This is a genomic window from Streptomyces xanthochromogenes (assembly GCF_014650455.1).
Classification (GTDB): Bacteria; Actinomycetota; Actinomycetes; order Streptomycetales; family Streptomycetaceae; genus Streptomyces; species Streptomyces xanthochromogenes.
Window position 1 is genome coordinate 1 of the sequence record NZ_BMUZ01000022.1, and the last position, 14,784, is coordinate 14,784.

Annotated in this window: 12 protein-coding genes; 6 read left to right on the forward strand and 6 right to left on the reverse strand. The window is 70.8% G+C overall.

Annotated elements, in window-relative coordinates; all coding sequences use genetic code 11:
- The 3 genes from IE267_RS37185 to IE267_RS37195 all read left to right on the forward strand — a co-directional run.
- Window positions 1-493 (forward strand): DUF6507 family protein (locus tag IE267_RS37185; protein WP_229861646.1); only part of this gene is annotated, 493 nt, incomplete at its 5' end.
- On the forward strand, window positions 490-3,117 hold the full coding sequence (locus tag IE267_RS37190; RefSeq protein ID WP_189766292.1) for a hypothetical protein: 2,628 nt from the start codon (window positions 490-492) through the stop codon (window positions 3,115-3,117). The genes IE267_RS37185 and IE267_RS37190, both read left to right, overlap by 4 nt.
- Before the next feature lie 5 nt (window positions 3,118-3,122).
- Window positions 3,123-3,989, forward strand: a complete 867-nt coding sequence (locus tag IE267_RS37195; RefSeq protein WP_189766293.1) for an immunity 49 family protein — start codon at window positions 3,123-3,125, stop codon at window positions 3,987-3,989.
- 112 nt (window positions 3,990-4,101) lie between these two features.
- On the opposite strand, the gene IE267_RS37200 is transcribed toward IE267_RS37195, so the two are convergent.
- A complete protein-coding gene (locus IE267_RS37200; protein WP_167158801.1) occupies window positions 4,102-5,385 on the reverse strand; it encodes an adenylosuccinate synthase in 1,284 nt (427 codons plus the stop codon).
- 176 nt (window positions 5,386-5,561) lie between these two features.
- On the opposite strand from IE267_RS37200, the gene IE267_RS37205 reads away from it, so the two are divergent.
- Window positions 5,562-6,368, forward strand: coding sequence for a diacylglycerol kinase family protein (locus tag IE267_RS37205; protein ID WP_229861647.1), 807 nt, complete (start codon window positions 5,562-5,564; stop codon window positions 6,366-6,368).
- A 55-nt stretch (window positions 6,369-6,423) separates the two neighbouring features.
- Here IE267_RS37205 and IE267_RS37210 read toward each other — a convergent pair whose 3' ends face one another.
- Entirely contained in the window at window positions 6,424-7,011 is a 588-nt protein-coding gene (locus IE267_RS37210; protein ID WP_189766295.1) for a GbsR/MarR family transcriptional regulator, read from the reverse strand.
- Between the two features lie 75 nt (window positions 7,012-7,086).
- Between IE267_RS37210 and IE267_RS37215 the strand changes: the two genes are divergently transcribed.
- Both IE267_RS37215 and IE267_RS37220 read left to right on the forward strand, forming a co-directional pair.
- Window positions 7,087-7,992, forward strand: a complete 906-nt coding sequence (locus IE267_RS37215) for an ABC transporter ATP-binding protein (protein ID WP_189766296.1) — start codon at window positions 7,087-7,089, stop codon at window positions 7,990-7,992.
- A complete protein-coding gene (locus IE267_RS37220) occupies window positions 7,989-9,614 on the forward strand; it encodes an ABC transporter permease (RefSeq protein ID WP_189766297.1) in 1,626 nt (541 codons plus the stop codon). The genes IE267_RS37215 and IE267_RS37220 overlap by 4 nt, the downstream gene beginning before the upstream one ends.
- Before the next feature lie 18 nt (window positions 9,615-9,632).
- Here the strand turns inward: IE267_RS37220 and IE267_RS37225 are convergent, their stop codons facing one another.
- From IE267_RS37225 to IE267_RS37240, 4 genes are all read right to left on the reverse strand, one after another.
- Complete coding sequence (locus IE267_RS37225) at window positions 9,633-10,865, reverse strand: cytochrome P450 (protein ID WP_189766298.1); 1,233 nt, start codon at window positions 10,863-10,865, stop codon at window positions 9,633-9,635.
- 191 nt (window positions 10,866-11,056) lie between these two features.
- On the reverse strand, window positions 11,057-11,806 hold the full coding sequence (locus IE267_RS37230; RefSeq protein WP_167158789.1) for a chitinase: 750 nt from the start codon (window positions 11,804-11,806) through the stop codon (window positions 11,057-11,059).
- Window positions 11,807-12,585: 779 nt separating this feature from the next.
- Window positions 12,586-13,251, reverse strand: coding sequence for a response regulator (locus IE267_RS37235; protein WP_167158786.1), 666 nt, complete (start codon window positions 13,249-13,251; stop codon window positions 12,586-12,588).
- The gene (locus tag IE267_RS37240; protein WP_373304637.1) at window positions 13,248-14,654 is read right to left on the reverse strand and encodes a sensor histidine kinase; all 1,407 of its coding nucleotides are present in this window, start codon (window positions 14,652-14,654) and stop codon (window positions 13,248-13,250) included. Before IE267_RS37240 ends, IE267_RS37235 begins: the two co-directional genes overlap by 4 nt.
- Window positions 14,655-14,784 lie beyond the last annotated feature (130 nt).

A 14,784-nucleotide genomic window follows, 5' to 3' on the forward strand; every position in this document is an offset into this window, starting at 1 on the left:
CGCGCGGCACATGCAAGGCAGTTGGACAGCAGGCAGGGAACGGGGGAAGCATTTCGTGTCGGCTTGGGACATCAAACCATCCGGTGTTTCGGGTGTGTTGAAGAAGACGGCGACGGCGGCCGAGAGCATGTCGAAGGCCGGGACCGCGATGCAGGAAAGCCTGAAATCGGCCGCCACCAGCGCGGGCACCATCTCCGGCCCGTACTGCGGCGAGGCCCCCATCGGCCCCGTCGGCGGCGCACTCGGCGAATTCATGCAGCACAAAGCACAAGAACTCGGCTACATAGCCGTACGCACCGAACATTCACTCAACGGGGCGTACGACGCGACGACGGAATACGTCAAGGGTGACCTCGACATGGCCGCGAACAAGCAGAAACAGGCCGTCAAGGAACCCGTCGTCAACGACCAGGGCCAGGAACTCGGCCCCGACGGCAAACCCGTCCCACAGCCCCCCGCGCAGCCCGCCGACAAGCCGGGGGGCCACAAGTGAGCAAGGACGTCATCGACCCCGCCGGCATCCCCATGTTCACCGGCAACCTCGAACAGCTCGGCAAGGACGCCGCCGCCCTCACCCAGCAGGCCGGCGAGTTCCGCGACGGCGGCTCCAACGTCCACAAGGAATTCCAGGGCCTGTCCGCCTGCTACCAGGCACCCGAGGCCGACCAGCTGTTCGCCACCACCCTGCCCGTCAAGACGAAGGCCGACGACTTCGCCGACGGCCTGGAAAAAGCCGCCGCCGCCCTCACCGAGTACGAGACCCAGGTCAAACCCCTCGTCGACAAACTCAAAAGCCTCCGCACCGAAGCATTCGCGTTCACCGACAGCATCGCCGGCGACGACCACTGGCGCCGCGACCAGAAGAAGATCGACCACAACGAACGCCTCATGAGCGACGTCGGCGCCACCGTCGCCGCGTTCACCGACGCCGAACGCGCCTGCCACGACAAAATCACCGCCCTCGTCAACGGCAGCAAACTCACCGTCGACGACGGCACCCACAAACCCGGCATGTACGGATTCTCCGCCGACGCCCTCCAGCACGCCGAGGAAACCCCCTGGGGCGGCCACGCCCAACGCGAATACACCGGCCTGCGCTGGCTGTGGGAACAGACCAAATCATTCGTCTGGGACGGATTCATCGTCGACGGGATCTGGGGCACCGTCAAAGGCCTCGGCACCCTCGTCGGCACCGACGGCTGGGACAAAGCCGGCCAGGCCTGGACCGGCCTCGCCAAACTCGCCACCGGCCTCGCCATCACCGCCACCCCCCTCGGCGGCATGTTCTGGACCGTCCCCGACAAACAACTCCCCTCCTGGCTCCGCGACTCCCGCACCGCCATGAAGGAAACCGGCAAAGCACTCGTCGCCTGGGACGAATGGGGCAAAAACCCGGCCCGCGCCGCCGGCGGCGTCACCTTCAACGTCCTCACCACCGTCTTCACCGGCGGCGCCGGCAGCGCCGCCAAGGGCGGAGCCGTCGCCAAGGTCCTCTCCGTCACCGGCAAGGTCGCCAAAGTCGTCGACCCCATGACCTACATCGCCAAAGCCGGAAAATTCGGCGTCATCAAAGTCGGCGACCTCTTCGGCAACCTCAAGAACATCACCAACGGCCGCTACGCCGACGTCCTCGCCCACGGCGGCACCTTCAACATCGACGGCACCTACGCCAAAAACGCCGACCTCCCCGTCGTCAAAGGCAACTACATCGAATGGCCCGGAGGCAGCCGCCTCAACCTCGACGACGGCACCGTCATCAAACCCGACGGCACCACCTCCGCAGCCAAAGTCGAACTCAGCGCCGACGACATCGCCCACCTCAAAAACACCCTCCCCCACATCGACACACCCACCCCCGCAGCCATCAAGGAACCGGCGCTCGCCGGCGCACACGTGCCCGGCGGCACCGCCCACGACCTGGGCCACGCCCCCGGCGGCACCGCGCACGACCTCGGCCGGGGCGCGGCCAACGACCTCGACCGGGGTGCGACGGGCGGGACGCACGGCGGAACTCCGGCGGCGGGCGACACCGCGGGCCACGCCGCAGGCCACACCGGGGAGGCCGGCACCCACTCCGGCGGCCACGGCACGGGCGGCCACGACGGCGGCTCGGGCGGCCACGAGTCCGGCCACGGCGGTGGCGCGGGGAACGACGGCGGTCACGTGCCCGGCGAGCACGGCACGCCCGGCGGCGGCCACGACGCCGACCCGCCGGCCGGCCGCCGCACGACCGAGCAGGAACTGGAGATCAAGCGCCAGCAGGTGGAGCGCGCCAACAGCGACCCGGCGTGGTTCAAGGAGCACTACCGGTCGAACGGCTACCGGCGCTTCAGCAAGGTGGACGGGGGATACGGGCAGGAGCTCCCGCAGCTGAGCAAGGACCCGTCCCGCCCCGGCAAGTGGATCGCCACGGACAATCTTCCGCCGGCGATCCGCGAGCACTACGTCTACGGCCCGAACCGCGCCCCCGGAACCCGGGCCGGTCTGACCCACGATGCGTTGCAGCATCTGGACGACCAGGCGGCCAGGCGCGATCACGCCATCGCGGCCGACCGGGCCGCGGAGGACCAGCTGGAGGCTGCCGAAAAGGCGTATGCGGCCCACCCCACACCGGAGTTGGCCGATGCCATGGCGCAGGCCGACGCGCACCACTCGCCGCTGCACGGCCAAATGGGCAAGCAGAGCGAGCTGTTCGGTGAGGAGGTGGCCGAGTACCACGCGGTGCCCGAGCACTTCCCCGGCGCCAAGCGGGTGGACGACGGGGCGTTCGGCAACAACCGGTTCGACCAGATCTACGTGACCAAGGACGGCCGTTACCTGGTCGTGGAGGCCAAGGGCTCGAAGACGGCCTCGTTGGGCACGCGCAAGGGTCTGACCGGTCGAAGGGTGACGCAGGGCACGCGTGAATACTTCGAAACGATCCTCAAGGAGATGGACAAGCGCGCCAAGAAGGCCAAGGGGTCGCCCGAAGGCAGGGCCGAAGCGGCACTGATGGCCAACCTCAAGAAGGCGCTCCAGGACGGGAAGGTCGACTACGTCCTGGTCAAGGCCGACTCGGACGGCGCTAAGTACGCTGGCTACGAGATGAAAGAGTTCGACCTCTCGGTTAGGAAGTAACCCGGATGACCCAGATTTCCCGCACGCCGTACGACCCGGGCGAGAACTCTGCCGAGTGGCTCGCGGAGATCGACGAGCAGACGCTTCAGGAGATCGAGCGCGTCGAGCAGGCGCCGGACATGTTCGGACTCTCCTTCGGCAGCACGCTCAGCACCGCCTTCACGCACTGCCTCCACGACCCGACCGCGAACGCGAGCGAGACGTGGGAGGCGTGGGTCGCCGCCATGCAGACCGGGTCCGCGCTCTTCGCCTCCGCGACGGCGCCGGAGGGGACCACGGTCGAGTGCATGATCGCGCACGAGAAGCGGACCGTCCCCGCCCTCGGCGGGCCCACGCACTTCACCGACCCCGGCACCTGGCTCCAGGCGTTCTGGCTCGCCATCATCTGCCGCGACCAGGCCCGGATGACCCAACTGGCCAACGTGCCGCTGGAGTTGCTGCGCGGCTCGGGGGCCGAGTTCGAGGAGTACATCTACCACTGGGTCGACGCGCTCCAGACGTACTGGCTCGAACGCGAGGGCCTGGGCGACAAGTTGGTCGCCGCGTTCGACGGCACCAACCCGGAGAACCTGCGGTTCGTCGACCGTGAGCTGATGCTCAAGATCCTCTATCCCCCGCTGAACGTCTTCTACCGCTTCATCACCCAGGACCACGAGGAGTTCGACAAGGCCCTTCTCCAAGCGGTCCAGCTGCACCACGAGTACTGGACCGCCGACGCGGAGCGCGCCGAGGACCTCGACGGGGCCATCGCCCTCGCCCCGCTCGCCCTCGCCTGCCTCGGCTACGACGCCGGGCGGCCGATCACGATCGAGTCCGAGTACCTCCCCGAGAACCTGCTCGACCGCAGCTGGCTCGGCGAGTTCCCGACGTAGACAGCCGGCGGATGCGCCCGGGAAACGACCGAGCGGGGCTTCGGACGGCCAACCGGCCGCCCGAAGCCCCGCTCGTCGGATCACGCGCCTGCGGGTCCCCCCGCCGGCTCGCCTACAGGAAGGAGTTGATCTCGATCGTCTCGGTACGGCCGGGGCCGACACCGATCGCGGAGATCGGCGCCCCGGACATCTCCTCCAGGGCCTTCACGTAGGCCTTCGCGTTCTTCGGCAGCTCGTCGAAGGTCTTGGCCTTGGTGATGTCCTCGGACCATCCCGGCAGCTTCTCGTAGATCGGCTTCGCGTGGTGGAAGTCGGTCTGGGAGTACGGGAGTTCCTCGACGCGCTTGCCGTCGATCTCGTACGCGACACACACCGGGATCTCCTCCCAGCCGGTCAGCACGTCCAGCTTGGTGAGGAAGAAGTCGGTCAGGCCGTTCACGCGGGTCGCGTACCGGGCGATCGGTGCGTCGAACCAGCCGCAGCGGCGGTCACGGCCGGTGGTGACACCGCGCTCGCCGCCGATGCGGCGCAGCGCCTCGCCGTCCTCGTCGAACAGCTCGGTCGGGAACGGGCCCGCGCCGACACGGGTCGTGTAGGCCTTGAGGATGCCGATCACGCGGCTGATCTTCGTCGGGCCCACGCCCGCACCCGTGCAGGCGCCGCCCGCGGTCGGGTTCGAGGAGGTGACGAAGGGATACGTGCCGTGGTCGACGTCGAGCAGGGTGCCCTGGCCGCCCTCGAAGAGCACGACCTTGTCGTCGTCGAGCGCCTTGTTCAGGATGAGCGTGGTGTCGGCGACGAACGGCCTGAGCTGCTCCGCGTACTGGAGCATCTCTTCGACGATCTTCCCGGCCTCGATCGCGCGGCGGTTGTAGACCTTGGCGAGCAGCTGGTTCTTGCCCTCAAGGGCCGCCTCGACCTTCTGTTCCAGGATCGACTCGTCGTAGAGGTCCTGGACGCGGATGCCGACGCGGTTGATCTTGTCCGCGTAGGTCGGGCCGATGCCGCGGCCGGTGGTTCCGATCTTGCGCTTGCCGAGGAAGCGCTCGGAGACCTTGTCGAGCGTGACGTTGTACGGCGTGATCAGGTGAGCGTTACCGCTGATCAGGAGCTTGGACGTGTCGACGCCTCGCTCGTTCAGTCCGCTCAGCTCGGAGAGCAGGACCGCCGGGTCGACGACGACTCCGTTACCGATCACCGGGGTGCACCCCGGTGAGAGGATCCCGGAAGGGAGAAGATGCAGCGCGTACTTCTGGTCGCCTACGACGACCGTGTGGCCGGCATTGTTGCCGCCCTGGTAACGCACCACATAGTCAACGGATCCACCGAGGAGGTCGGTGGCCTTTCCCTTGCCCTCGTCACCCCACTGAGCACCGAGCAGCACAAGTGCGGGCACAGGCGTACACCCCTTCCGGGCGGGGCATGTCCAAGGTCAGGGGCATACGCGTTCCATATGTGGATGCGTACACCATGGGCCTGAACCGAAGAACGCTTGCCCCGGAATAGACGAAGCCCCTGGCGCAATAGCGCAAGGGGCTCTTGCACAAAGATGCTACCCGAGGAAGGACCGAGGTGTCGGCTGCGCACCAGCTCGTCGTGCTCATCGACCCGGTCGCCCGCCGTATTGACGGCGAGTCCGTACGGATCGCGAAAGATGTGCTGTGTGCGGGAGCACAGGCGAAGATCTGCTGGCCCGAGGGGCCACAGGAGTTCGCGAAGGCACTGGCCCGCAGGGGCGGACGGCGCACCGTGGTGGTCGGCGACGACCAGGCGCTGCTACGCGCGGTGACCACCCTGTACCGGGAGCGTGAGCTCGACCGGGGCGCTCTGGCGCTGGTTCCGGTGGGCTCGGCGGATTCCCTGGAGCTGGCCCGCACGCTCGGGGTGCCGCTGGGCGCGGTGGCGGCCGCGCGGGCCGCCCTGGAGGGCGCCGGGCGCCGGCTCGACCTCCTCGTCGACGACAGCGACCAGGTGGTGCTCGGCGCGCTCCGCGTCCCCGCCCCGCATCCGGTCCGGGCCCGGCCCGCGCCGCCGACGGTGTGGGGCGCGGCCCGCTCGGCGCTGCGCTCCCTGGTGCGGGCGCCGGCCCCGGTGTCCGCGGCCGTCGCGCACCGGCTGCGCGTGGAGGCCGACGGGGTGCTCCTCAGCGACCTGGACCGGCCGGTGGCGGGCGTGTCGGTGGCCTCGGCGGACGGGCTCGCGCAGGTGGTGGTGCACGGGCGCACCGGCGAGCGGGCGCGGGCGGCGGCGCGGGCCGTGACGATCTCGGGCCCGGTGGGCGGCTTCCGCTACCGGGCGGACCAGATCGTGGCGGGCCCGGTCCGCACGCGGACGTGGACCGTGCGGGCGGCCGCCTGGGAGCTGGTCCTGCCCACCTGACCCCGGGGCCCCGCGACGAAGGGGCCCCGCGATCAGCGGGGTGGGAGCTCCGCGATCAGCGGGGTGGGATCGGAGGGAGGTCGAGGGTGGTGCGGTGCTCGCGCCAGCGGTCCATCAGCTGGGACAGCTCGCCGTGCAGGAACGTGAAGAACGCCGCCGTCTCCGCCATCCGCGCCCCGGCCGCCGTGCCGGGGCCGCCCGCGCTCGCGACGCCTTCCCGCATGACCTGCTCCCAGCGGGTCAGTATCCGGTCGCGGTTGGTGAAGGTCTCGTACCAGAGCTCGTTGTGCAGGACGTACCGGTCGCGCCGGGAGCCGGGCTCGCGTTCGCGGCCGACCATGTTGACCTGGGACAGGTAACGGACCGCGCCCGAGACGGCGGCCGGGCTGATCCGCAGCGCCGAGGCCAGTTCGGCCGAGGTCATCGAGCCGGCCTCGGAGACGAGCAGGGCCGCGAAGACGCGGGCCGCCATCCGCTGCATGCCCGCCTCCGCGAGTTCGGAGGCGAACCGTTCGACGAACCTGCCCACCGCGTCCTCGTCCCGCCCCTGCGGCCTGCCCACCGCGTCCGCCCCGTCCGGCACCTGCTGCTCCTCGTCCACGCCGTCTTCCACGCCGTCTTCCGCGCTGTCCACACCGCTCATGGCCTCGACCCTATCGGCTCCTTCATACGCTTCCTTATCTTCACAACTTCGTGAAAGTACAGTACGTTCAAAAACATGACGAAGGCAATCGCGGTCGCCGGACTGCACAAGTCGTTCGGGCGCACCCACGCCCTCGACGGGCTCGACCTCGCCGTCGAGGCCGGCGAGGTCCACGGCTTCCTCGGCCCCAACGGCTCGGGGAAGTCCACCACCATCCGGGTGCTGCTCGGCCTGCTGCGTGCCGACTCCGGCACGGCGCGGCTGCTCGGCCGCGACCCGTGGGCCGACGCCGTGGACCTGCACCGCCACGTGGCGTACGTGCCCGGCGACGTGACCCTGTGGCGCAACCTCTCCGGCGGTGAAGTCATCGACCTGTACGGCAGGTTGAGGGGCGGCCGACTCGACCCTGCCCGCCGCCGGGACCTCGTCGCACGCTTCGAGCTCGACCCGACGAAGAAGGGCCGCACCTACTCCAAGGGCAACCGGCAGAAGGTGGCCCTGGTCGCCGCGTTCGCCTCCGACGTCGACGTACTGATCCTCGACGAGCCGACCTCCGGGCTCGACCCGCTCATGGAGGAGGTCTTCCAGGACTGCGTCAAGGAGGAGCGCGACCGCGGCCGGACCGTGCTGCTCTCCTCGCACCTTCTGAGCGAGGTGGAGAGCCTCTGCGACCGGGTCAGCATCATCCGCCGGGGCCGGACGGTGGAGACGGGCTCCCTCGCGGAGCTGCGCCACCTGACACGGACGTCCGTCACCGCCGAACTGGCAAGCGCCCCAGCCGGGTTGACGCACCTTCCCGGTGTGCACGACCTCGATGTGCGGGGCCGCCACGTCAAACTCCAGGTCGACACGGACAAGCTGGACGCGGTGCTGCGCTCGCTCACCGCGTCGGGCGTGCGGTCCCTGACCTCGACGCCGCCGACCCTGGAGGAGCTGTTCCTGCGCCACTACACGGGGGCCGAGGAGGTGGCCGCGCGATGACCGGCCCGGCCGCCGTACCCGCCACGGCCGCCAGGAGGAAGGGCCCGGGTGATGAACTCGCAGGCACCGGGGCCCTGTTGAGGCTGGCTCTGCGTCGGGACCGGGTGCTGATCCCGGTGTGGGCGATCGCGCTGGGCGGGCTCGTGGCGAGTGGCGCGAGCACCCTGGAGAAGGTGTACCCGACGGCCGCCCAACGCGCGGACGTGGCACGCTCGATGAGCGGCAACGGCTCGCTGCGGGCCCTGTACGGCCCGGTCTTCGGCGACTCGTCGGGCGCCCTGACCGCGTGGCGGTTCGGCGGGTTCGGCTGCGTACTGGCGGCGGTGATGAGCCTTCTGATCGTGGTGCGGCACACCCGGGAGGAAGAGGAGACGGGCCGTCAGGAACTGCTGTCGTCGGCGATGGTGGGCCGCCGGGCCCCCCTGACGTCCGCACTGCTGGCGGCGTTCGTCGCCGACGCGGCGGTGGCGTCGATCGTCACGGCGGGGCTGGCCGAGTCGACCGGGAACGCGGCCGGTTCGGCGGCGCTCGGTCTGACGATCGGGGCGATCGGGATGCTGTTCGCGGCCATGGCGGCGATCATGGCCCAGCTGACGGAGAGCGCCCGGCTCGCCAAGGGCCTCACCGGAGCGGTCCTCGGGGCGGCGTTCCTGCTGAGGGCGGCGGGCGACACCGCGACCCGCGACGCCTCCTCGGTACTCGACCACCTCTCCCCGCTGGGCTGGGCCGAGAACGTACGGCCCTACGCGGGCGAGCGCTGGTGGGTACTGCTGCTCGTCGTCGCGACGGCCCTCGCGCAGGGGGCCGTCGCCTACGTCCTGGCCGGACGCCGCGACATCGGGATGAGCTTCGTGCCGCCGCGGCCCGGTCCGGCCGAAGGACGCATCACGACGGCGTACGGGCTGGCCTGGCGGCTCCAGCGCGGCGGGGTGCTCGGGTGGGCCGTCGGATTCGCGCTGGCCGGGCTGCTGTTCGGGCGGATGGCCGACGGGGCGGCGGCACTGGTCGGCGACAACGCGCGGACCCGGGAGATCATCCAGCGGATGGGCGGGCAGAGCGGGCTGACCGACGCGTTCCTGGCCACGATGGTCGGCATGCTGGGGATGGTCGCGGCGCTGTACGCCGTCTCGTCGGTGCTGCGGCTGCACGGCGAGGAGACGGACGGGCGGGCCGAGCCGGTCCTGGCGGCATCCGTGGGCCGGGTGCGGTGGGCGGCCGGACATCTGGTGATCGCGTTCGGCGGGGCGGCCCTGATCATGACGGTCGGGGGGCTCGGCCTGGCAGCCGGCCACGGCGGCGACGCCGGCCCCCTCCTGGGCGCGGCACTGGTCCAACTCCCCGCGATCTGGACCCTGTCGGGGCTCGCGGTACTGCTGTACGGAGCGTTCCCCCGGCTCGCCCCGGGGGCCCTCGGCGTGGTCTCCCTGTGCCTGGCCCTCGGCTGGATCGGCCCCGCCCTGAACCTGCCGGCCGCCGTCCTGGACGTGTCCCCCTTCGGCCATCTGCCCAAGCTGCCGGGGGTGGGGATGGCGTGGTCCCCGGTACTGCTCCTGACCGCGCTCGCGGCGGTGCTGACCGGGGCGGGGGTCGGGGCGTTGCGGCGCCGGGACGTGGTGGGCTGAGGACGGTTCGCGGATGGCTCAGCACTCCACCCGGAGCTCCTTGAGCCCCCGGATGACGAACCCGGGTCCCCACTCGGGTTCGGCCGTCAGCCGCAGCTCGGGCATCTTCCCGAGCAACTGCCCGAAGGATGCCTCCAGTTCGAGCCGGGCGAGCGGGGCGCCGAGGCAGTAGTGGATGCCCGCGCCGAAGGAGATGTGCGGGTTGTCCGCACGGGTGAGGTCGAGGGCGTCGGGGTCGGCGAACCGGGCGGGGTCGCGGTTGGCGGACCCGAAGAGCAGGGCGACCTCACTGCCGCGAGGCAGCGTCTGCCCGGCGAACTCGATGTCTTCGAGCACCCAGCGCTCGAAGAGCTGGAGCGGGGTGTCGTACCGCATCAACTCCTCGATGGCCGTGGGCAGAAGGGCATCGGGCGCGGCCCGGAGCGCGGCGAGCTGGGCGGGGTTGCGGAGCAGGGCGTACCAGCCGTTGGCGGTGGTGTTCACGGTGGCCTCGTGGCCGGCGTTGAGGAGCAGCACGCAGGTGGAGATCATCTCCTGCTCGGTGAGGCGGCGGGGGCTCGTTTCGCCCCCCTCCTCGTCGTGCGCGGCGATGAGGGCGGAGATCAGGTCGTCCCGGCCGGGCTTCTTGCGCCGCTCGGCGATCAACTCCCTTAGATACGACGTGAATTCGACCGAGGCCTGGACGGCTCGGGCCGCGGTCTCCTCGCCCGGGTCGAGCTCGTACATGCCGCAGATCGCGGCGGACCAGGGACGCAGCAGGTGCCGGTCGGCGTCGGGGATGCCGAGGATCTCGGCGATGACGGCGACGGGGAGGGGCTCGGCGACCTCGGCCACGAGGTCGCCCCCGCCGGCCGCGCGGAAGTCGTCCACGAGGCGGGCGGCGAGGCGGCGCACGGTCGGGGCGAGGCGCTCCACGGTGCGGGGGTTGAAGGCCTGCGAGACGAGCCGGCGAATCCGGGTGTGGTCCGGGGGCTCCAGGTCCAGCATGCCGCCGTCGTTGAGGGTGTGGAACGGTTCGTGCGCCGGGGGCGGTGGTGTCCGGCCGAACTCGGCGTGGGTGAACCGGTGTTGATAGGTGCGGCCCAGCCTCCGGTCCCGGAGCAGGGTGCGGACGTCGGCGTGGTGGGGGATCAGCCACTGCCCGGTGGGCGGGTAGTGGTGGATGCGGCCCCCTGCCCGGAGTTCTTCGTACGCGGGGTAGGGGTTGGCGATGAAGTCGCGCTCGGCGGGGCGGAAGGGGATGGGGTGCATGGGCTCGACGATCCGGGGTCACCCCCGGGGAGATCAAGGGGGCGGGGCGGTTCGAACCCATCGGCCGTCGACCGCGGACCCCGCGTCTACGCCGTGCCCTGGAGGGGTCCGGGAGCAGCCGTCGGCCGGCGCCTCGACGCGTCGGCCGACGGCACACCCGGGCCGGCGTCGGGCCGGCCGGACGGCACTGCCTAGCAGGACAGATTGCCGCCGGCGCTGACGCCGAGGTCGCGGGTGAACTTCTCGAAGAGGTTGATCCGGTCCTGGCGCTCGGCGGGGTTCTTCCCGTTGCATTCGAGGTCGCCGTTGATGCTGCGGATCGTCTCGCCGAACCCCTTGTTGTGGACGATCGCGTCGTGCGGTGTCGTCCTGCCCGCGCCCTTCTGGCTGTTCCAGAACCACAGCCCGGTCTTCCAGGCCACCGCGGAATCACGCTCGACCTTGTAGGGGTCGCGCAGCAGGTCGATGTGCAGGGCGTCACCGGCTGCCTTGTAGTTGAAGTTCCAGCTCAGTTGGAGCGGCCCGCGGCCGTAGTAGGCCTTGTCACCGGCCGGGCACCCGTACGGCTGGCTGCGGTCGCAGTAATGACCGTAGTTCGCCTTGTTCTGCTCGACCACGTACCTCAGCCCGGCGGTCTCATGACTCACGTTCGCCAGGAACGCCGCCGCCTCGCGCTTGCGCGTCGCCCCGTCACCTGAGTTCGCGAACCCGGGGTACGCACCGAGCGCCTGGGTCAGCCCTTGGTAGGTGTAGAAGGAGTTCCGGCCCGGGAACATGTGGTCGAACTGCGCCTGGCTGACCACGAACGATCCGGCGGCGGAGGCGGGCACCGCCGGCACCGCGGCCACCAGACCGGCCAGCACCGCGGTAGCGCCCAGCCCGGCGACCGCGCCGGAGCGGAAGCGGGTTCCGAAGCGGGACAGGGAACGAGACAGGGACATCTGCACTCCTTCACCGGCGCGGACCGCGCCGCATGGGACGCCGAGGGAAACATCTCGGATGGCTGAGCCCCCACTGGCGGGGGCCATGCCAGAGTCTGATGCAGATTCGCCCCATTCCGCCGGAAGTTGGCGATCTGTCACCCGCAGGTTGCCTATGCCTTCGGCACGTTGACTTGCAGGTTCGCACCGCACTCCCCGAGCGGACGACCCATCGGGCGACGCAGTCGCGCTCCTGCCCCCGATTCCGTCCGCAGACCGTGCGGGGCCGTCCGCGCAGTTCCCCGCGCCCCCAACCCCCTTTCGGCCTCACACCGTGCGTGGCTGGGCGCGCAGTTCCCCGCGCCCCTAAACCCGTCTCAGTCCGCAGACCGCGGTCGCATCTCGCGCAGTTCCTCGCGCCCCCAACCCCCTGTTGGCCTCGCACCGTGCGTGGCTGGTCGCGCAGTTCCCCGCGCCCCTAAACCCGACTCCGTCCGCGGGCCGCGGTCGCTTCTCGCGCAGTTCCTCGCGCCCCTAGAAGCTTCGGTGCTGGGCTGCGCAGGCATCCTCAGCCCGTCATGGGGGTCCCCCCTGGCCCTTAAGGCCTTGGGGGAGATTGAGGACGAGCGCCGTTCAGGCGCGAACGGGGGTCTGGGGGCGGAGCCCCCAGGGGCACTTCAACCCCCGGAGGGTTGCGGGAAGGGGTGGGGTGGGGCGACTCCCGGGGTCTGGGGCGGAGCCCCAGGGGCCGGAACCAGCCAACCCCGGGTCACGGGCGGGAGGGTGGGCAAACCCCCCGGCTAGGACGGAGTCACCAGGCGGGTCTCGTACGCGTACACCGCCGCCTGCGTACGGTCACGCAACCCGAGCTTCACCAGCACCCGGCTGACATGCGTCTTGATCGTCGACTCCGCCACCACCAGCCGATCCGCGATCTCCAGGTTCGAAAGGCCCTGGGCGATCAGAACGAGCACCTCCGTCTCGCGATCGGTCAGCTCCTCCACCTGTCCCACCCCCGGGGAACCGGCCCGCTGGGACGGCACGACCCGCGCGAACTCGTTGATCAGGCGCCGGGTCACCGAGGGGGCGAGCAGCGCCTCCCCCGAGGCCACCACCCTTACGCCATCGGCGAGTTGGCGCGCGGAGGCGTCCTTCAGGAGGAAGCCAGACGCTCCCGCCCGCAGCGCCTGGTACACGTACTCGTCGAGGTCGAACGTGGTCAGCACGAGCACCTTCGAGGAGTCGTCCGCCGCCACGATCTCGCGCGTCGCCTCGATGCCGTTCATGCCGGGCATCCGGATGTCCATCAGGACCACGTCGGGCCGCAGCGCCTGCACCTGGGCGACCGCCTCGCGCCCGTCGACCGCCTCGCCGACGACCTCGATGTCCGGCTGTGCGCCGAGCAGTACGGAGAAGCCCTCGCGCACCATCATCTGATCGTCGACGATCAGCACCCGGATCGTCATGTCCGCTCTTCCGTCCTCTTGGCCAGGTCCACTCCCGGCTCCGGCTCAGGCTCCCGATCCGGCTCCGCGGCCGCCACCGGGATGAAGACGGTCACCTCGTAACCGCCCTCCGCCGTCCGCTCCGCGGTCATCTGCCCGCCGAGCATCGCGACCCGCTCCGCCATGCCCGTAAGACCGTGTCCGGACCCCTGCGACGGGCCCGCCTCGCTGGTCGCGGGGCCGTTGAGAATCCGCAGGCCGAGCCCGCCCAGAACGTACCCGATCTCCACCCGTGCCCCCGACCCGGGCGCGTGCCGCAGGGTGTTGCTGAGGGCTTCCTGGATGATCCGGTACGCCGACAGCTCGACGCCCTGCGGGAGTTCCCGTACCGCACCGGTGACGACCTTCTCGACCGGGAGCCCGGCCTCGCGGACGTTGGCCAGCAGGCCGTCCAGGTCGGCGAGGGTGGGCTGGGGGGCGTCCGGCGCCTCGTAGTCCTCGGCGCGTACGACACCGAGCACCCGGCGCAGTTCGGTGAGCGCGGCCACCGCGTTCTCGCGGATCGTGGCGAAGGCCTGGGCCAGCTCGGGCGGGGGGTTCTCCACCCGGTAGGGCGCGGCCTCGGCCTGGATGGCGACCACGGACATGTGGTGCGCGACCACGTCGTGCAGCTCGCGCGCGATGTTGGTGCGCTCCTCCAGGACGGTCCGCCGGTCGCGCTCGACCGCGGTCACCGACTTCTCCGCGCTGACCTGCCGCTCGGCGTCCTTGCGGATGTGCCCGACGGAGATGACCAGCAGGACCATGCCGTAGAAGATCGCCACCTGCACGCTGCCGAGGGTGTGGGCACGGCCGCGGAGCACGCTCAGGACCACGCTGAGGCCGAAGGTCACCAGCCACATGTTGAGCGCGATGCGGGGGCGGGTGCGCAGCGCGACCACGGCCAGGACGGTGAGGTGCATGAGGCCGGACCCGGGGGTCCAGGGGGTCATGCTGCCGTGGTTCCCCATCATCCCGGTGAAAAGGAGCGCCCCGCAGGACAGCCAGAACGCGCCGATGGGGCGCACCAGCGTCATGACCACCGGCACCGCGAGCAGCATCCCGCTCACCAGGAAGGCGAAGCCCCCGGTGAGTCCGCTCAGGCTGCGCTCGTAGCCGAACGTCATCGCGCAGAACGCGAGGAAGCAGACCACCGCGTGCGGCAGCCAGCCCACGATCTCGCGGGCCCGGCCCGGGAGCATCCGGGCTATGGGGCCGTCCGTCCGCCGGGGCGGGAGCGGCCGGTAGGCGAACGCGTCGTGGAACAGATCGCCGCGCAGCCCCGCGTACGCGTCCATCGCCCACCGGAACTCCGGGGTGCGCTCGGCCACGCCGCCCGCTGCTGTGCTGCCGCTCCCCTGCCGGGGCCTGATCGTCTCGTTCACACCCACCACGGTAGGCGGCGGTCCGGGCCGCGGCGTCCGGCTGGATACGGATACTTCGGGGTCCGCCTCAGGGACTACGCGGGGACCCGTCCGCCCCGGCCGGGCCCCGCACGCCCGGGCCCGTCGGACC